Source organism: Moritella viscosa, assembly GCF_900120065.1.
GTDB lineage: Bacteria > Pseudomonadota > Gammaproteobacteria > Enterobacterales > Moritellaceae > Moritella > Moritella viscosa.
On sequence record NZ_FPLG01000034.1, the window covers coordinates 25,052 to 41,634 of the forward strand.

Consider the following 16,583-nt stretch of genomic DNA (forward strand, 5'->3'; position numbering starts at 1 on the left):
AAGTAGATTGAAATAACGCTTGTACTAATTTGTCCAGGCTGATATTTTTAATACATGAAATTAAAACCTATTTTTATACTTATCACAACATCTTGGTGGCACTCTCTTTTATAAGAGCGGTGTTGAATACTTTTGTTCACAGATCGCCGGATGGCAACTGATGAATAAAGTATGTATGTCTCCGGTAATCTATTTTGGAGATATACAATGGAAAATAACCTATCACTACATTTAGACCAAACACCTAATTCAAATCAAAATAATGCTACTAGAGAAAAGATCCTCACAGGCGATCGTGCAACGGGTTCTTTGCATCTCGGCCACTTTGTCGGTTCATTGCAGTAGCGTGTAAAGTTACAGCATCAATACGAGCAAACTATCTTAGTTGCTGACATGCAGGGCCTCACTGATAATGGTCATAATCCACAAAAAGTCTCGTCGAATATTTTAAATGTTGTCGCGGACTATCTTGCTGTCGGTATCGATCCATTAAAAACCACTATTTGTTTACAGTCCGCCATTCCAGCCTTGGCTGAACTCACAATGTATTACTCAAACTTAGTGTCTATTGCTCGTTTGGAGCGTAATCCGACGGTTAAAAATGAGATTAACAGTAAATCATTTGGCCGCTCTATTCCTGCTGGTTTCTTAACATACCCGATAAGTCAGGCCGCTGACATCACTGCATTTAAAGCCACATTAATACCAGTGGGGGAAGATCAATTACCTATGATCGAACAGACCAATGAAATCGTAAGAAAGCTAAATAACATTGCCCAACAAGAGATTTTGGTTGAGTGTAAGCCATTGTTAAGTAAAGTTTCACGTTTGCCTAGTGTCGATGGTAAAAGTAAAATGTCTAAATCCATGGGTAACACCATTATGCTAAGTTCGAGTGAAAAGGAGATCTCCAAAGCGGTTAAAGCCATGTATACCGATCCGAATCATTTACGCGTGAGCGATCCGGGACAAATTGAAGGGAATGTGGTATTTACTTATTTAGATGCATTCCATCAAGAGCAGGTGTACGTTGCTAATTTAAAAGAACAATATACAGCTGGTGGATTAGGTGATGGCACCGTGAAGAAGATTCTGGAAGAATGCTTACAGGATTTATTAAAACCAACCCGACAGCGTAGAGCTGAGTTTGTCGCTGATCGTTCGCAGCTTATTTCTATTTTGAAAGCAGGAACAGAACGTTCTCAAGATGAATCTAATGATGTATTACGGCAGGTGAAAAGTGCATTTGGCTTAAACCTATTTTAAAAGGATTGTTAAAATGAATAATATTTTCGATTCGATACCCGCAGATCTCAGCAGTGAAGTATTTGAAGATTTGGTCTCGAGTGAGAAGGTTAAAATTGAACGCATTATCTCAAAAGGGCACTCGTCACCTGATGTTGGTTGGTATGATCAAGAGCAGAGTGAATGGGTGATCGTTATTGCAGGCAGTGCCATTATAGATTTTGATGACAAACCATCGATTACGCTGAAAGCGGGTGATTACCTTAATATCCCTGCACACCAAAAGCATAAAGTCGCGTGGACGGATCCTGATGTGGAAACTGTTTGGTTGGCTGTACATTATTGATGGACAAATAAGATATGCACTCTAAAACAAGTCCACTGTATTAAAATCAGTTTTTATCATGGATATACTAAAGTAAGGTATTGATGTTAAAATATTTATTACTTCGTTGTTAGTTAATGATAAAGGATAGTCGAAATGGAAATTCGTATAGATGATTTAAAAGGTAAAGAAGTTGCCCTTTTATTACAAGAGCATCATGAAGACATGCTAGAGCATACCCCTGCTGAAAGTGTACACGCGTTAGATTTAACCGGATTAAAAGTGCCTGAAGTGACTTTTTGGAGTGCGTGGATTGATGGTGATCTTGCCGGCTGTGGTGCGATGAAAGTAATCGGGGCGGGTCATGTTGAGATAAAATCAATGCGCACAGATCGCTCTTATCTTCGACAAGGGGTAGCTCGGAAATTATTAACCCATATTTTGGTTACAGCAAAAAATCAAGGTATTACTACTGTTAGCTTAGAAACTGGTACTCCTGATTCGTTTATACCTGCTCAAAAATTATATCGAGATTTTGGTTTTAATGAATGTGCCCCTTTCGCTGATTATCGTGAAGATCCGTACAGTTTATATATGACTAAAGAACTCGGTTGATGATTTAGTCGCCTTGAGCATAGCTCGATATGCCCAAGTTACGGTCAAGGCGCTAAGTTTCAATCTAAATAGCGCTTTCACTAAGTACCATAACGCCTTCAAGCAAGTTATACATAATTGCACTTGATACAGCCATAAACAGCAGCCCGGTAAACAAGTTGATTGCTGGCGCTGCCTTTTGTACACGTTGCTGGATCATCGGTTTTGATAAAATCAATGCGATAAGGACAAACCAAATCAAGGATAATCCCAACATAATGACTGTTGCTGATAGCTTAGTGATAAAGCTAACATCAGGGGTGATCATGGCTGAGAATAAAATAATGAAAAACACCATCGCTTTGGGGTTTAACAGGTTAGTCCAGAGCCCTTGCATGAAGCCTTGTTTTGGCGTTAATTGATTTAATTTAAATGGGCTACTATTCACTGATACTTTTGCTTTCCAATGTTGCAGTGATCCTTTTACCGCACTAAATCCCATCCATGCTAAATAACCTGCGCCAACCATTTGCACAATGGTATACAGCGTTTGTGAGCTTTTAATAATCAGACTAACCCCAGTTAAACTTAAGATTGTATGAATTAAAATAGCAATTGAAATACCAACCGCAGAGGCAATAGCAGTACTTCTTGATTCTTGACTTGCAAGTCTGACAACTAAAGCAAAATCAGGACCTGGGCTAACTAAGGCAACTGCGTGAATAATAGCGAGTGATAACAACAGTTCTATGTTCATTGATAAATCCTTAAACGTAAATTCTGTCGCTATTTTGCTGGTTGAAGAGCGAGGATTATAGGAAAAAATTGCAGAGTCGGTACCTGTCTTGATTAATCAACATAATAACAGCTTGTTAATACATCTAAATGAGTTATGTCTATTTGTGATAATGATCAAGTAAATTAATCAACACTGTATCAAATGATAATGAATCTCATTACCATTGGGATCTATTAGGGAAAATAATGGATATCAGTAATGACTAATACGACAAGATGTAAATTAGACAAAGAGGAATTAGAGACCAACACAAGTATTTGTGAGGGATGTAATAATGACAGTGCGAATGAACCCTCTCGTGAAGACCGTCGACAATTAATGCTTCAATATTCTTTTATTATTTTTGGCTTATTATCTATACCCCTCATGTTAATTAATGATTGGCTAGGCTGGATTGATATTAAGAGAGAATGGTCAACATACTTTTTTGGTTATATTGTGCTGTCTTCAGCGGTCATATTTATCTCATTGATTACTTTCTTATGTTGGAATAAATTTGTGAACACTGAAAAATGTGAGAGCGGTTCTCGTGCAGTTAAATAACTAAAGTACACGACGTTGAAAGTGGGATGGGGTAATAAGGTAGGCATTCTTGAACGCTTTATTAAAATGGCTTTGATCGAAAAAACCAACCTGATAAGCAACATCTGACACATTACCGCCTTTCATTAACGCCTTTTTCGCATACTCTAATCGTACTCTTTTTAAATATGCATGCGGTGTTATTCCCATCGACTGTTTAAACTGACGTAAAAATTGAAATTTACTTAAATCAAGTTGCTGCGCTAACTCATCTAACTGAAATGACTGTCCGGGTTCATCGTGGAATAGTGCTTTAATATAATCTAGCTGCTGCGTTGATAGCTGCTTGATTGATACGTGCTGCTGTGTCGGAACCCCACCATTATGGATAAACAATTCTGTGATGAACGCCATCATAGTTGTTTCTATCTGCAGTTGTACAGAAGCATCTTGCTCTGTGGTTAAGAGCTTATGTAAGTGTAAGAAAGCATGCGATAGTGTCGGGTTGTTGATAATTGGCGCATTAAAAAAGGTTTCAGCCTGGTTCATTTCTCGGCTAATCTCGTTAACATAATCAACTGGTAATGCCATTACATGTGATTGATAACCACCAAACGTAATGTTCTCGCCATTGTGTGCTTCGTCTGGGTTTAACGTAGAGATAAACCCAGGAGCAAGGTGGTATTGCTTGCCCTTATGTAGATATTGCTGGCAACCACTGGTTACAATACCAATGTGATAATCAAGATGAATGTGCGGTTCGAAAGAAAAATTTTCAAAATTCGCTGAGCTTAGTTCTATATTGGGTAATACAGGGTTATGCCAGTATTCAATTTTTTCTTGTCCCATCGTATTTACCTATATCATCAACCACATCACCTTAATCTTCATATTAACAGTGCCGTATTAGCGGTGATAGTAAATAATTGCATAAAAATTATTTTTGTATAGGGCAAGATTAATCCATCTTTAAACGCTGAATATCACAGATATAACCTTTGCTTTAAAATTGCAGTGTAACTGTCTCGTTTTGGTGTCATGGTCCTTATTTAGGCGCTGTAGGTATTACAGCGTCATCATAAATAATAGAAGGAACGCTATTTATGTCAATATCTGAAGTTATGCGAAATCAACTGCAAGGGAATATGCAATCAAATAATATTTTTGAGCAAAATCTACCTATTACCAACGCAAATTATGCAGCATTAACCCCCATTTCTTTTTTAGAACGTTCTGTATTTGTTTATCCAAACCATACCGCGACGTTGAATGGCGACATTCGCCATACATGGTCAGATGTATACCAACGCTGCTGCCGTTTTGCTAGTGCGTTGAGTCAACGTGGTATCGGTAAAGGGGATACCGTGTCGATCATCGCTCCGAATATTAATGAGCACTTTGAAGCGCATTTTTCAGTACCCATGTCAGGTGCTGTATTGAATTCAATTAACACTCGTCTAGATGCTGAATCGATAGCATTTATTCTTACACATGCGGAAACCAAGGTGTTAATCACTGACCGTGAGTTCAGCACTGTTGTCCAGCAAGCAATAAATAAGTTGGTTAATAAACCGTTGGTGATTGATATTGATGATCCGGCATTTGATGGCGGTGAATTTATCGGTGACTTAACGTATGAGTAATTCTTAGCGGAAGGTGATGACGATTTTACTTGGGTAAGACCTGATAATGAATGGGATGCTATTTCACTTAATTATACCTCGGGCACAACGGGTGATCCAAAAGGCGTTGTTTATCATTATCGTGGGAAATGGGCGCACATCCTGTGTATTTATGGACGTTACCCATGTTTCATTGTAATGGTTGGTGTTTTCCATGGGCGATTGCTGCTACAGCCGGCGTAAGTGTCAGTGTCCGCCATGTTCGTGCAGATGCTATTTATGATTTAATTAGAGCTGAAACAGTGACACATTTTTGTGGTGCTCCGATTGTATTAAATATGCTTAATGGCGCGGATGAATCACTTAAAATGGGTATTGAACATGAAGTAAAAGTGATGACCGCAGGGGCGCCACCACCTGCATCTGTGATTGAGGGGATGGAAGCGTCAGGCTTTAAAGTGACGCATGTTTATGGACTAACAGAAACGTATGGTCCTTCTGTTGTTTGTGCATGGCACGATGAATGGAATGATAAAACCAGTGAGCAACAAGCACGTTTAAAATCACGCCAAGGTGTTCGTTCACCTTTGCTTGATGAACTAATGGTTGCTGATCCTATTACGCTAGAGCCTGTAGCAAAAGATGGCAAAGCAATAGGTGAAATTTTTATGCGTGGTAATTTGGTAATGAAAGGGTACCTGAAAAACCCTGCGACAACACAAGCGGCTTTTGCCGGAGACTGGTTCCACTCGGGTGATTTAGCCGTATGGCACGAAGATGGTTATGTCGAGATTAAAGATCGATCCAAAGATGTCATTATTTCTGGCGGTGAAAATATTTCGAGTATTGAAGTTGAGGACATTCTCTATCACCATCCAAAAATACAAGATGTCGCAGTTGTGGCAAAAAAGGATGAAAAATGGGGTGAAACACCTTGTGCTTTTATTACCTCAATGCCACATGTCGATATTACGAAGCAAGAAATCATACTCTTTTGTCGTGATAATATGGCGCATTTTAAAACACCAAAAACCATTGTATTTGGGGAGTTACCAAAAACATCGACAGGTAAGATCCAAAAATTCCTATTACGAGAACGGGCAAATAATTTGATTATGGAAAATGAGGATAGCTTTGCATAAAGACATTATGTCGTCATCAGCCCTGCCATGATTGGTACTTTAACCATTTCACTCAAATGTCGCACCCACTATTATGCTGTTATTTCATAGCCATATGTGTGTTTATACCTATAAGTATGTAAATTTGATGTGACCTATGTTGTATTATGGTTAACAATACTTTACATCAATATGAAGCCTATGTATTGTGCATATCACTGATTTTTAGGCTTTAAGCAGTTGAGTTATCCATATTTAAGTTTGAGTGTGGATAAATAAACTGCGTTCGATATATCAAGGATTAATACGTGTTAAATATTAAGAGTAGTCAATCTCATTCTCAAGTTGATTCAGATTCTGGCAGTTGGAGTGTCCATGATACCAAGTGGACGATTAGCTTATTTGGTACTGCGGTAGGGGCCGGCATATTATTTTTACCTATCAATATAGGGGCTGGTGGATTCTGGCCGCTTATAATAATGGCATTGCTCGCGGGTCCGATGACTTTTTTTGCGCATAGAGGTTTATCTCGATTTGTACTGTCCTCGAATAATCCCGAGGCTGATTTTACCGATGTTGTTGAAGAACATTTTGGTCACAATGCGGGTCGTGTTATCTCTATTCTGTATTTCTTATCTATTTATCCTATCTTACTTATTTATGGTGTTGGGTTAACTAATACTGTCGATAGCTTTATCGTTAATCAACTTGGCTTAGCATCTCCTTCACGTGTGTTGTTATCCGGTATATTGGTTGCTGGCATGGTGAGTGTGATGATGGGGGGAGAGAGGTTAGTACTCAAAGCGTTTGAGATCATCGTTTATCCATTGGTGTTTATTCTTGCGGGGCTGTCAATTTACATGATCCAAGATTGGCAAGTGCCTAACATATCGATGGTGACGGATATGGGTGAGTTCTCGCGTACATTATGGTTAGCAGTGCCTGTCACTGTATTTGCGTTTAGTCATGCAGCAGCTATCTCTAGCTTTTCCACGGCACAAAAGCGCCATTATGGTAAACAAGCTGGGGAGAAGTCAGAACAGATCCTTAAACGTACGTCAATCATGCTTATTTCGTTCGTCGTATTTTTTGTTTTCTCCTGTGTGTTTAGCCTAACACCAGCGCAGTCGTTGGAAGCTAAAGTACAAAATATATCTGTTTTATCGTATCTTGCAAATGTGAAAGACAATGCTTTAATTGCTTCTTTAGGTCCGTTAATTGCCTTCATTGCCATTACATCTTCATTTTTTGGGCATTTCTTAGGTGCTCGTGAAGGCTTAAATGGTTTGATACGTAAGCAAGTAAACATGACGCCTACAGCGACTAACAAGCTGACTATTTTTATACTGTTTATCAGTATCTGGATTGTGTCAGTAATGAACCCAAGTATTTTAAATATGATGGAAATATTTTCGGGGCCGGTTATTGCGATGATCTTGTTTGTGATGCCTATGTACGCGGTATCTAAAGTTGAAGCATTGGCTAAATACCGTGGTGCCTTAAGTAATATTTTCGTTACAATCATGGGATTGATTGCAATCTCAGCACTACTATTTAACGTCTTTTTGTAAAGGCTGCGCATAACAAGATAAGGCGCTTTTAGTTTCGCGGAAAAGGACTCAATTGCATGTGTCTAAGTAGAACGTACAATTGAGTTCTGGCTTACTTATTAAAGCGCTATTATGACTTGGCTTGAGTACTAGCTAAACGCGGTAGTTTTTCTTTTAGTGCCGTGATATGCATGGTTTTATTGGTTAGATAATCATTTAAACCATTATTACGTAATAGACAGGCCGGGCAGTCGCCACAACCTTTACCCACAACCCCGTTATAACAAGTCAGTGATTGATGAGTAACAAAATCAAGTTCATCATGCAGGTCTGCAAGTGCCCATGTTTCTGCTTTGTTCAACCACATTAATGGTGTTTCAAATTTAAAATCTTTAGCCATACCTAGATTACAAGCTTGATTAATAGACTTGATAAACTCATCTCGGCAATCTGGGTAGCCAGAAAAATCAGTTTCACACACACCGGTAATAACCGTATTCGCACCGACTTGATAAGCATAAATACTCGCAAGCGTCATGAATAAGATATTGCGACCCGGTACAAACGAATTTGGTAAGCCGTTATCCATTAGTTCGTGAGATACCGCGATGTCGTCACGTGTTAGCGAACTAATCGCTAATTCACTAAGCAGATCAACATTGATAATTTTATGATTATTTATACCGAAATGCGCTGCTGTTTTTTTCGCTACCTCGATCTCTTGGCTATGACGCTGGCCATAATCAAAGGTAATACAGTCTACGCTGTCATAACGTTGTAATGCATCAACTAAACAGGTAGTACTATCCTGACCACCACTGAATACTAATACCGCTTTGTTTGCTGTCTGCTGTGACATTTTTTGTCCTTTAATCTATTCTAATGAGGCGATAATAGCACAGGTATATTCAAACAAGGTTAAACCGGTTGTTTAAATCGCTTAAACAATTACCTGCCAGTGGTTAAAAAAAAACGATGTAATAGCACCTATGCAGGAGGATTTTGTTTCGGTAGAATGTAATAACTGCTGTATAAAAACATAGTGATATTTATATATACAGTATTCAATTTTATGTATAAGTCGGCTTTGCTGGCTTTTTGTTTTTATTGGTAAGTACAAGCATGTCAGACAATATCGAAAATGCGCGAGTAGAACCGCGAGATCCTCGTTTACAAATCGTGGCAGAAGCCGAGCAAGGGAGTCCCTTCTCTCAGTTGGCTGCTGCGGATATGTTTTATGCACGAGGTTCTTATGAAGATGCTTTTTATTGGTACTGTATCGCAGTGCGTTCGTTTACCAGTAATCCGAATGCTTTTTCTGCCGAAGTGATTAAATATGAAGTGTCAGCAGCAGAGTGTAATCTAGCTACTATGTTTTTTCACGGTTTAGGTACTGAATCAGATAAAAAACAAGCGTTTAAGTTATATGCAGAAGCAGCACGTAAACGTCATTTAGCTGCGCAAGTACAATTGGGTATGATGTATGCCTATGCTGAAGGTATTCAGCAACATTATGGTTTAGGTTATGCGTGGCTTTATGCTGCAGAGTTAAATGGTGAAAACAGCAAAGACGTGAAGAAAGCCCTAAAAATGATCGAAGGTAAAATGGATCGTAAAGCGCTTGATAATGCACGTAAAATGTCGGAACAGTGGACTGATGAAACTGTTTTAGAAAAATTTGAACAACGTAAGAAAACCCGTTTTGCTTTTATTAGTAATTGGTTTAAAAAATCATCATAAAAAATTAAATGTTAACACTACCTGTGGAATCTTACTCACTCTTCTAAACTTAACTTATCAGCATATGATTGATAGGTGATGAAGATGGATTTAAGTAATTTTGAACAAATGGATACCGCGATATTATTGGGTATTGTTAACGAAAAACTACGACTAGAATGTACCGACCTGCACGATCTTTCTGCATCTTATGATATGCCTAGCGAAGCCCTCGCGAATAAATTAGATACGCTTGGTTATCATTACGATACAAAAACGAATCAGTTTAAAAGTTTTTAGCCAAGCGACGATCGTTAGTATTTTACTATTTGTAGAGGCATCCTTATACTGGCGCTATGATAATCGATATATTATCAAACCAGAGAAGCCAATAAGGAGGGCGTATGTTTAAAAAAATCTTACCTTTAGTCGTATTATCATCGTTAGTTGTCGGGTGTACAGCATCGCCAACGGGACGAAATCAAGTGTTATTGTATTCATCGGGTGATATGTCACAGCTTGGCGTTCAATCATTTGAACAAATTAAGCAGCAAGAAAAAATCAATACCGATCCTAAGCTGAACAATTACGTGCAATGTATTACTGATACATTGACGCATTATGTCGATCAACCAACGAACTGGGACGTGGTTATTTTTGATAGTCCACAAGTTAATGCCTTTGCCCTGCCGGGCGGTCATATCGGTGTGTATACCGGATTGTTAAAAGTAGCGAAAACCCCCTCGCAATTAGCGGCCGTAATGGGGCATGAAATTGTTCACGTCACTGCCAATCACAGTAACGAACGTTTATCACAATCAAAGATCAGCAACTTTGGTCTGCAGATGACGGATTACGCATTACAAAATCAAGAGTACAGAGAGACGGCAATGCAAGCGCTAGGTTTAGGGCTGCAATATGGCGTGGTGTTACCGTATGGACGTACACAAGAATCTGAAGCAGACGTTGTCGGTTTAGAATTGATGGCGAAAGCGGGTTTTGATCCAGAAGAAAGTGTTACGTTATGGCGTAATATGGCAGCCGCATCAGGCGGTAAACAACCTCCTGAGCTTCTATCAACTCACCCATCACACGATACTCGAATTAAAGCTTTACGTAAGGCAATCGCGAAACTACCTGCTGAATATCGTCGACCGAAAGAACTGAGCTGTAAATATTGATAGGCAAATAAGTCATGCTTCTAACACCGTAATATTTACGTTTTTTTATTAAAAATGAAGCTTTTAAATTTGTGCTTAATTACTTTTTCTACAGTTAATGGTCGGTTGGTACTTTTTGTAATTAATTGCTGAATGTCTTTAGGCGTGATCTCAGAGAAACCATCGTGTGCCATAAATATCTTGCTGATGTTAAGTTGCAATAGTTTGTTGAGTGACTGCTTATAGGCCTTGGGCTGATAGATAGGAAAGGGTGAGGTGAACTTGTTTTTTAGTTTTAAGATCATATCCCCTACATACATTTGTTGTGTTGGCTGATGTAAAAAAGACAGATCCCGATCGGTATGCCCTGGGGTAAAATGCACAATCCAGTCGTTAAAGTCAGGAACATTGGTTTTGTCGTATAAAATGATATCGGGTTGTAGATGTGGATGATAATAAATATTTTTGATTTTTTTACCTTTGCGGCGGGCGACATATAACGCCAACATCACATCAATAGCATGGCCAACACGCCCATTAAACCCTTGATACCACTGACGTTCAAAATCAACTGACGCAATTTTACAACCAAATCGTTTACGTAATAAGTGCGCTCCACCAGCATGGTCAGGGTGCATATGTGATACTAATACTAATTTTAAGTCACTGATTTCACGTTGCAGTGTTTCGGTAATGAAGGTTTTGATTACAGGGACATCACATCGACAGCCGCCATCAAGTAACAATAACTTGTCTGGGTATTCAACTAATAGAATCGTTTGAATATAGCCTTCAATGTGGTGTATCTGCATAAACAATACTTCTTTTCGTGTTTAGTTATTTGGCTATTCTCGCATAAATCCTCTGTTATGTTAATTTTTTGTAACTTAAATGATTGGGGATAAAACAACTGGAAGTAAAACCAGTATTTATCTACACTAGCGATAGATTACATTTACCGCTAGGAAACAAACGTTTCATGAAAATATTGCACACTTCAGATTGGCATCTTGGCCAGCATTTCATCACAAAAAGTCGCGCTAACGAACACAGCTGTTTTATGGCTTGGTTACTCGAACAGGTAGAGCTGCATCAAGTGGATGCGGTTATTGTCGCAGGTGATATTTTTGATACAGGCACACCGCCAAGTTATGCACGTGAGTTATACAATAGTTTTGTTGTAGCTATGAGTAAAGTGCAGTGTCAGTTAATTATTCTAGCGGGTAATCATGATTCTGTGGCGACGTTAAATGAATCAAAGCAATTATTATCGCAGCTTAATACCCGGGTTATCTCGAGTGTGTCACTTGATTTAGAACAGCAGGTATTAGAGTTAATGGATCGCCAAGGTGAAGTAGGGGCATTACTTTGTGCTGTACCGTTTGTACGCCCTCGTGACGTGATGCAAAGTGAAGCATGGCAATCTGGTACAGAGAAGCAGCAGCGATTGGGCACGGCGATTACCGAGCATTATGCGGGTTTATATAAAGTCGCGCAACATAAGCGTGAACAGCTTGGCGATGCAGTACCTATTATTGCCACAGGTCATTTGACTGCGTTGGGCGTATCGGTCACTGAGTCGGTACGCGATATCTACATTGGTACACTTGAAGCATTCCCAGCCAATCAATTCCCGGCTGCAGATTATATTGCCCTTGGTCATATTCACCGTGCGCAGAAGGTCGCAAAGTCAGAACATATCCGTTATAGCGGTTCGCCCATTCCGCTTAGTTTTGATGAAGTTAAACAGCAAAAAAGCGTTAACCTCGTCAATTTTGTTGATGGTAAATTTGACTCGGTTATTGAACTCACTATTCCACAATTCCAACCAATGCAGGTACTGAAAGGTAACCTTGAAAGTATCGAAGCGCAATTAGCTGAATTTAAAACATACGATGGTGAGCTACTTGTTTGGTTGAGTATTGAAGTACAAGAGCAAGATTATTTAACAGATTTACAAACCCGCATTGAAATGATGACCATAGACTTACCTGTTGAGGTATTGCAAGTTCGTCGTGCCCGTAAAGATAGAGAACAGCATTTGCATAGCGAAGTAAAAGAAACTTTAACAGAACTATCTGTGAGTGATGTTTTCCAGCGTTGTTTACAAGGGGTTGAGTTTAATACAGATGCGGAAATTGCTCGTAAATCACGTATTGAATTAGCTTTTAAACAAATTGTTGAGCAAGTAGAGCATGCGACACAGGAGGACAAACAATGAAGATCAAACGTCTTTCTTTTAAAAATATTAACTCGTTAAAAGGCGAGTGGCAGCTTAATTTTGACCAAGAACCGTTTTTAAGTAACGGTCTATTTGCGATCACCGGTCCTACAGGTGCCGGTAAAACCACCATTCTCGATGCGATCTGTTTGGCCTTGTATCATGAGACACCACGTCTAGCGATATCGAAATCGCAGAATGAGGTTATGACGCGTAATACCGCAGAGTGTGCCGCAGAAGTTGAGTTTGAAGTACAGGGTAAAGGTTACCGTGCCAGTTGGAGCCAACGTCGTGCTAAAAACAGTACGCAGGGTAATTTACAAGAAATGAAAGTAGAGCTGGCCGAAGTGGTTTCAGGTCAGATCCTTGCAAGCCAAGTGAAATTGAAAAAGCAGCTGGTGGCTGAGATCACCGGACTGGATTTTTCTCGATTCCGTAAATCTATGCTGTTGTCGCAAGGTGAGTTTGCCGCGTTTTTGAATGCGCCCGCTAACGATCGCGCTGAGTTATTAGAAGAGCTGACTGGTACCGAGATTTACGGTCAGATCTCACAAGCTGTATTTGAAAGTCACAACCTTGCCAAAGCGGAATTAGATAAATTACGCGCGAAAGCAGATGGGGTTAACTTACTTAGTGACGAGCAACGCACAGAGATCGTCAGTGAGCAAACTAGGGTAGAAAGTTTAGTTATTGACCTTAGCCAACAGCAAGTAAGTTTACAACAGCAAAAACAGTGGCGAGAACAGCTTGAAAAAGCACAAACAGGTGTAACTGAAGCGCAAAGTCGCTTAACGAATGCAGAACAAGACACAGCAAGCCAACAGCCCGAATTAGAACGATTAGAAAAGTCTGAACCAGCGGAAGCGTTACGCTTACCTTTTACTCATTTAACGCAGGCAAATACCAAGCTAGCGGAATTAGAACAAAATCAACAAGCATTGCAAGCGTCAGTGGCTTCTGCTCAAATGGCGGTCGCGGATAACCAGTTGAAACTGCAATCTAGCCAAACACAACTTGATGCCAGTAAACAGCAGAATAAAGCACAAGAAACATTAATCAATGAGCAGATCATACCTCTGGATAATGAGTGTGCACAGTTGACCAAAGAGCAACTGCAATTTAAGTCGCAACGGCATCAACAAAATAGCGAACTGCAGACCACGCATCAGAATCTCGCCGCATTAACGAAAACAGCCGAAACAGCTAAAGATACTGTCAACGCATGCCAAGCGTATCAGCAACAACATGCACAAGATGCGCAGCTAAGTACCCGATTACCGCTATGGCAGAGCCAGATACAGCAATGCAATCAGCAGCAAGCGAATGTCGAATCACTACAGCAACAAGTGATAACTAATCAGCAATCATTACAGCAAAGTCTAACTGCGCAACAGCAGTTAGCGAATAACGTGGCGGTTAATGCTGAACGTGAGCAGTCGGTGAAAGAGGCTGCTAATAAAGCGCTGCAGCAAGTCTCTAATTTACTCGCGGGTGATGATTTAGCTGATCTTGAACAGGCCTTTAGTCAGCAGTCACGCTTACAGGGTATTGTTGATCAGCTACCCAGTTTACAACAGCGCTATCTGACAGAGTCACAAGAGTTTGAGGGCAATCAAGCAAGTATAGCGGGACTACAGCAACAACTTGCCGATATTAATGTCGAGATCACCGTCAAACGCGATCTGTTTAAAGCCAAAAAGAACGAGTTAAATGATGTTCAGCGTTTATTAGTACAAGAACAGAAAATTGCGAGTTTAGAACAATTACGTAGTCAGTTAGAACCGGGGCAAGCGTGTCAATTATGTGGTTCGACAGCGCATCCGCTGGTGGAAGAGTACCAACATATTGCCGACTCACAGGCTGTGCAGCGTAAAACCCAACTAGAGTTAGATCTAAAGCAAATTGAAGCTGATGGCGGTGAGTTAAAAGGTCTGTTGGTCGAAGCAAATACCAAGCTTGAACATTTTAATCGCCGTAATGCGACACTGCAGCCACAGTTAACGTCTTTAATTGAACAATGGCAGGATTATACTCAACAACTGAATGCTAACCTTATGATCACGGATAGCACCAATTCGCAGGCATTTATCCAGCAGCAAGGCCTGCAATTAACGCAGTTGTCACAACGTATTCAAGCTTTGAAAACAGCGAATACTCAATTACAGCATGCCCAACAGGCATTGACTGAATTTGATAAGAACAGCGCAGAGCTACAGCATCAGATTGAATTGGTAAATCGTGACGTTAAAGCAACAGAAGGCACCGAGCAGAAACTAACACAAGAAATGCAGCAACAAACATTAGTATTAACCGAGTTACAACACGCGTTGACTAATAGCGTGAGAGAGTTAGGGCTTACGTTACCGGAGTGGAGTCAACTTGATCACTGGTTAGTACAATGCCAACAAGCATTACAAACGTGGGAACAGCAAGCGCAGTTGTTACAGTCAGCGAATGAGCAGTCTGTCGCGGCAGAAAGTCAGTTAACGCCATTACGTGAACAACTGGCGAAACTGGAATTAGCGATAACGCAGACCTTAGAAACCTTGTCTAGCTTGTCTGAGAACCTCACTGCTAAACAGCAGCAACGCCAGCAGTTATTTGGTCAGCGTAGCGTAGCAGATGCACGACAAACGATGCAGCAACAATTAGCGGCTGTTGAACAAGCACATCAGGCATGTTCTACGCAAGGTCATGCGTTATCGAATCAGTTACATGCACAGCAAGGTGAGTTAGCTACATTACAACAAGGTTTGACGCAACAACAGCAAGAATCGAGAGACTGTTTAGCGGCATGGCAGCAAGCGCTAGCGACGAGTCCTTTTGCCACTGAAGCAGAGTTTAATCAGGCGTTACTACCTGCAGAGGAAAAGCAGCGTTTATTGGTGCTTAAATCACAATTGACCGCGAATTTAACTCGTTGTCAGGCGTTATTTGAGCAAGCCAGTGAGCGTTTGCTCACGCTGGAACAGACACCATTAACTGAATTGAATATTGTCACTATTGTTACTAAGTTAGACGAGATCACAGCACAGTTAAATCAAGGTTTGCAGCGTCAAGGTGAGTTGAAACAACGCCTTGCCGATGATGCCGCTCGCAGCGCAGATTTAGCCAGTTTTTATCAGCAAATCAAAACCTGTGAAGCAGACTACGATGACAAAGCTTATTTACATAGCTTGATTGGCTCGAAAGATGGCAGTAAGTTCCGCCGCTTTGCGCAAGGGTTAACGCTGGATCATTTAGTTACTTTAGCCAACCAACAATTAAATCGTTTACACAGCCGTTACCAGTTGCAACGTAAATTAGCGTCTGGCAGTGAAGCCTTGGCCCTACAGGTTGTGGATACTTGGTTAGCGGATGCAGTGCGTGATACCAAAACCTTATCTGGTGGTGAAAGTTTCTTAGTGAGCTTGGCATTAGCACTGGGTTTATCTGACTTGGTCAGCCATAAGACCAGTATTGATTCGCTATTCCTTGATGAAGGCTTTGGTACGCTCGATGCTGAGACATTAGATATCGCCTTGGATGCGTTGGATAACTTGAATGCTTCAGGCAAAATGATTGGCGTTATCAGCCATGTTGAAGCTTTGAAAGAACGTATTCCAGTACAAGTTAAAGTGAACAAGGGCAGTGGCTTAGGGCTGAGTTCATTTACTGTGGTGAGCTAGTTTAAATTGTATTAATGGATGATGAAATGAATGGCGG

General features: G+C 40.3%; 14 protein-coding genes and 2 pseudogenes. 12 read left to right on the forward strand and 4 right to left on the reverse strand.

Annotated elements, in window-relative coordinates:
* Positions 1–207: 207 nt before the first annotated feature.
* From trpS to BT797_RS05035, 3 genes and pseudogenes are all read left to right on the forward strand, one after another.
* Positions 208–1,266, forward strand: a pseudogene (gene trpS / locus BT797_RS05025) (tryptophan--tRNA ligase).
* Positions 1,267–1,279: 13 nt separating this feature from the next.
* Positions 1,280–1,591 carry a cupin domain-containing protein gene (locus BT797_RS05030; RefSeq protein ID WP_045109729.1) on the forward strand — a complete coding sequence of 104 codons (312 nt, stop codon included), beginning with the start codon at positions 1,280–1,282 and terminating at the stop codon, positions 1,589–1,591.
* Positions 1,592–1,726: 135 nt separating this feature from the next.
* Complete coding sequence (locus BT797_RS05035) at positions 1,727–2,185, forward strand: GNAT family N-acetyltransferase (RefSeq protein ID WP_075471249.1); 459 nt, start codon at positions 1,727–1,729, stop codon at positions 2,183–2,185.
* 64 nt (positions 2,186–2,249) lie between these two features.
* Here the strand turns inward: BT797_RS05035 and BT797_RS05040 are convergent, their stop codons facing one another.
* A complete protein-coding gene (locus tag BT797_RS05040) occupies positions 2,250–2,921 on the reverse strand; it encodes a LysE family translocator (RefSeq protein WP_075471250.1) in 672 nt (223 codons plus the stop codon).
* 240 nt (positions 2,922–3,161) lie between these two features.
* Here BT797_RS05040 and BT797_RS05045 point away from each other — a divergent pair, with 240 nt between their 5' ends.
* On the forward strand, positions 3,162–3,506 hold the full coding sequence (locus BT797_RS05045; RefSeq protein WP_045109732.1) for a hypothetical protein: 345 nt from the start codon (positions 3,162–3,164) through the stop codon (positions 3,504–3,506).
* On the opposite strand, the gene BT797_RS05050 is transcribed toward BT797_RS05045, so the two are convergent.
* Complete coding sequence (locus BT797_RS05050) at positions 3,507–4,334, reverse strand: AraC family transcriptional regulator (RefSeq protein WP_045109733.1); 828 nt, start codon at positions 4,332–4,334, stop codon at positions 3,507–3,509.
* Between the two features lie 296 nt (positions 4,335–4,630).
* On the opposite strand from BT797_RS05050, the pseudogene BT797_RS05055 reads away from it, so the two are divergent.
* The 3 genes and pseudogenes from BT797_RS05055 to BT797_RS05060 form a co-directional block, all read left to right on the forward strand.
* Positions 4,631–5,748: pseudogene (locus tag BT797_RS05055) on the forward strand (AMP-binding protein); the annotation flags it as partial.
* A 45-nt stretch (positions 5,749–5,793) separates the two neighbouring features.
* The gene (locus tag BT797_RS24695) at positions 5,794–6,249 is read left to right on the forward strand and encodes an AMP-binding enzyme (RefSeq protein ID WP_367889024.1); all 456 of its coding nucleotides are present in this window, start codon (positions 5,794–5,796) and stop codon (positions 6,247–6,249) included.
* 287 nt (positions 6,250–6,536) lie between these two features.
* On the forward strand, positions 6,537–7,799 hold the full coding sequence (locus BT797_RS05060; RefSeq protein WP_075471251.1) for an SLC5/6 family protein: 1,263 nt from the start codon (positions 6,537–6,539) through the stop codon (positions 7,797–7,799).
* Between the two features lie 109 nt (positions 7,800–7,908).
* On the opposite strand, the gene queC is transcribed toward BT797_RS05060, so the two are convergent.
* Positions 7,909–8,637 (reverse strand): 7-cyano-7-deazaguanine synthase QueC, encoded by a 729-nt coding sequence (queC, locus tag BT797_RS05065; RefSeq protein WP_075471252.1) that lies wholly within the window; start codon positions 8,635–8,637, stop codon positions 7,909–7,911.
* A 263-nt stretch (positions 8,638–8,900) separates the two neighbouring features.
* Between queC and BT797_RS05070 the strand changes: the two genes are divergently transcribed.
* The 3 genes from BT797_RS05070 to BT797_RS05080 all read left to right on the forward strand — a co-directional run bounded on the left by BT797_RS05070 (position 8,901) and on the right by BT797_RS05080 (position 10,678).
* Positions 8,901–9,518: a tetratricopeptide repeat protein gene (locus tag BT797_RS05070; protein WP_045109736.1), complete on the forward strand. Its 618-nt coding sequence runs from the start codon at positions 8,901–8,903 to the stop codon at positions 9,516–9,518.
* An 84-nt stretch (positions 9,519–9,602) separates the two neighbouring features.
* A complete protein-coding gene (locus tag BT797_RS05075; protein WP_045109737.1) occupies positions 9,603–9,797 on the forward strand; it encodes a DUF4250 domain-containing protein in 195 nt (64 codons plus the stop codon).
* A 104-nt stretch (positions 9,798–9,901) separates the two neighbouring features.
* Positions 9,902–10,678, forward strand: a complete 777-nt coding sequence (locus BT797_RS05080; RefSeq protein ID WP_045109738.1) for a M48 family metallopeptidase — start codon at positions 9,902–9,904, stop codon at positions 10,676–10,678.
* 35 nt (positions 10,679–10,713) lie between these two features.
* On the opposite strand, the gene BT797_RS05085 is transcribed toward BT797_RS05080, so the two are convergent.
* Positions 10,714–11,469 (reverse strand): MBL fold metallo-hydrolase, encoded by a 756-nt coding sequence (locus tag BT797_RS05085; protein WP_045109739.1) that lies wholly within the window; start codon positions 11,467–11,469, stop codon positions 10,714–10,716.
* Positions 11,470–11,636: 167 nt separating this feature from the next.
* Between BT797_RS05085 and sbcD the strand changes: the two genes are divergently transcribed.
* Positions 11,637–12,878: an exonuclease subunit SbcD gene (gene sbcD / locus BT797_RS05090; RefSeq protein WP_045109740.1), complete on the forward strand. Its 1,242-nt coding sequence runs from the start codon at positions 11,637–11,639 to the stop codon at positions 12,876–12,878.
* Positions 12,875–16,546 carry an AAA family ATPase gene (locus tag BT797_RS05095; protein WP_075471253.1) on the forward strand — a complete coding sequence of 1,224 codons (3,672 nt, stop codon included), beginning with the start codon at positions 12,875–12,877 and terminating at the stop codon, positions 16,544–16,546. The genes sbcD and BT797_RS05095 overlap by 4 nt, the downstream gene beginning before the upstream one ends.
* Positions 16,547–16,583 lie beyond the last annotated feature (37 nt).

Coding starts and splice junctions, on each gene's coding strand:
- BT797_RS05095 (WP_075471253.1), top strand. CDS start 12,875: ATGAAGATCAAACGTCTTTCTTTTAAAAATATTAACTCGTTAAAAGGC.
- BT797_RS24695 (WP_367889024.1), top strand. CDS start 5,794: ATGAAAGGGTACCTGAAAAACCCTGCGACAACACAAGCGGCTTTTGCC.
- BT797_RS05040 (WP_075471250.1), bottom strand. CDS start 2,921: ATGAACATAGAACTGTTGTTATCACTCGCTATTATTCACGCAGTTGCC.
- BT797_RS05080 (WP_045109738.1), top strand. CDS start 9,902: ATGTTTAAAAAAATCTTACCTTTAGTCGTATTATCATCGTTAGTTGTC.
- BT797_RS05035 (WP_075471249.1), top strand. CDS start 1,727: ATGGAAATTCGTATAGATGATTTAAAAGGTAAAGAAGTTGCCCTTTTA.
- BT797_RS05070 (WP_045109736.1), top strand. CDS start 8,901: ATGTCAGACAATATCGAAAATGCGCGAGTAGAACCGCGAGATCCTCGT.
- BT797_RS05045 (WP_045109732.1), top strand. CDS start 3,162: ATGACTAATACGACAAGATGTAAATTAGACAAAGAGGAATTAGAGACC.
- BT797_RS05050 (WP_045109733.1), bottom strand. CDS start 4,334: ATGGGACAAGAAAAAATTGAATACTGGCATAACCCTGTATTACCCAAT.
- BT797_RS05075 (WP_045109737.1), top strand. CDS start 9,603: ATGGATTTAAGTAATTTTGAACAAATGGATACCGCGATATTATTGGGT.
- sbcD (WP_045109740.1), top strand. CDS start 11,637: ATGAAAATATTGCACACTTCAGATTGGCATCTTGGCCAGCATTTCATC.
- BT797_RS05085 (WP_045109739.1), bottom strand. CDS start 11,469: ATGCAGATACACCACATTGAAGGCTATATTCAAACGATTCTATTAGTT.
- BT797_RS05030 (WP_045109729.1), top strand. CDS start 1,280: ATGAATAATATTTTCGATTCGATACCCGCAGATCTCAGCAGTGAAGTA.
- queC (WP_075471252.1), bottom strand. CDS start 8,637: ATGTCACAGCAGACAGCAAACAAAGCGGTATTAGTATTCAGTGGTGGT.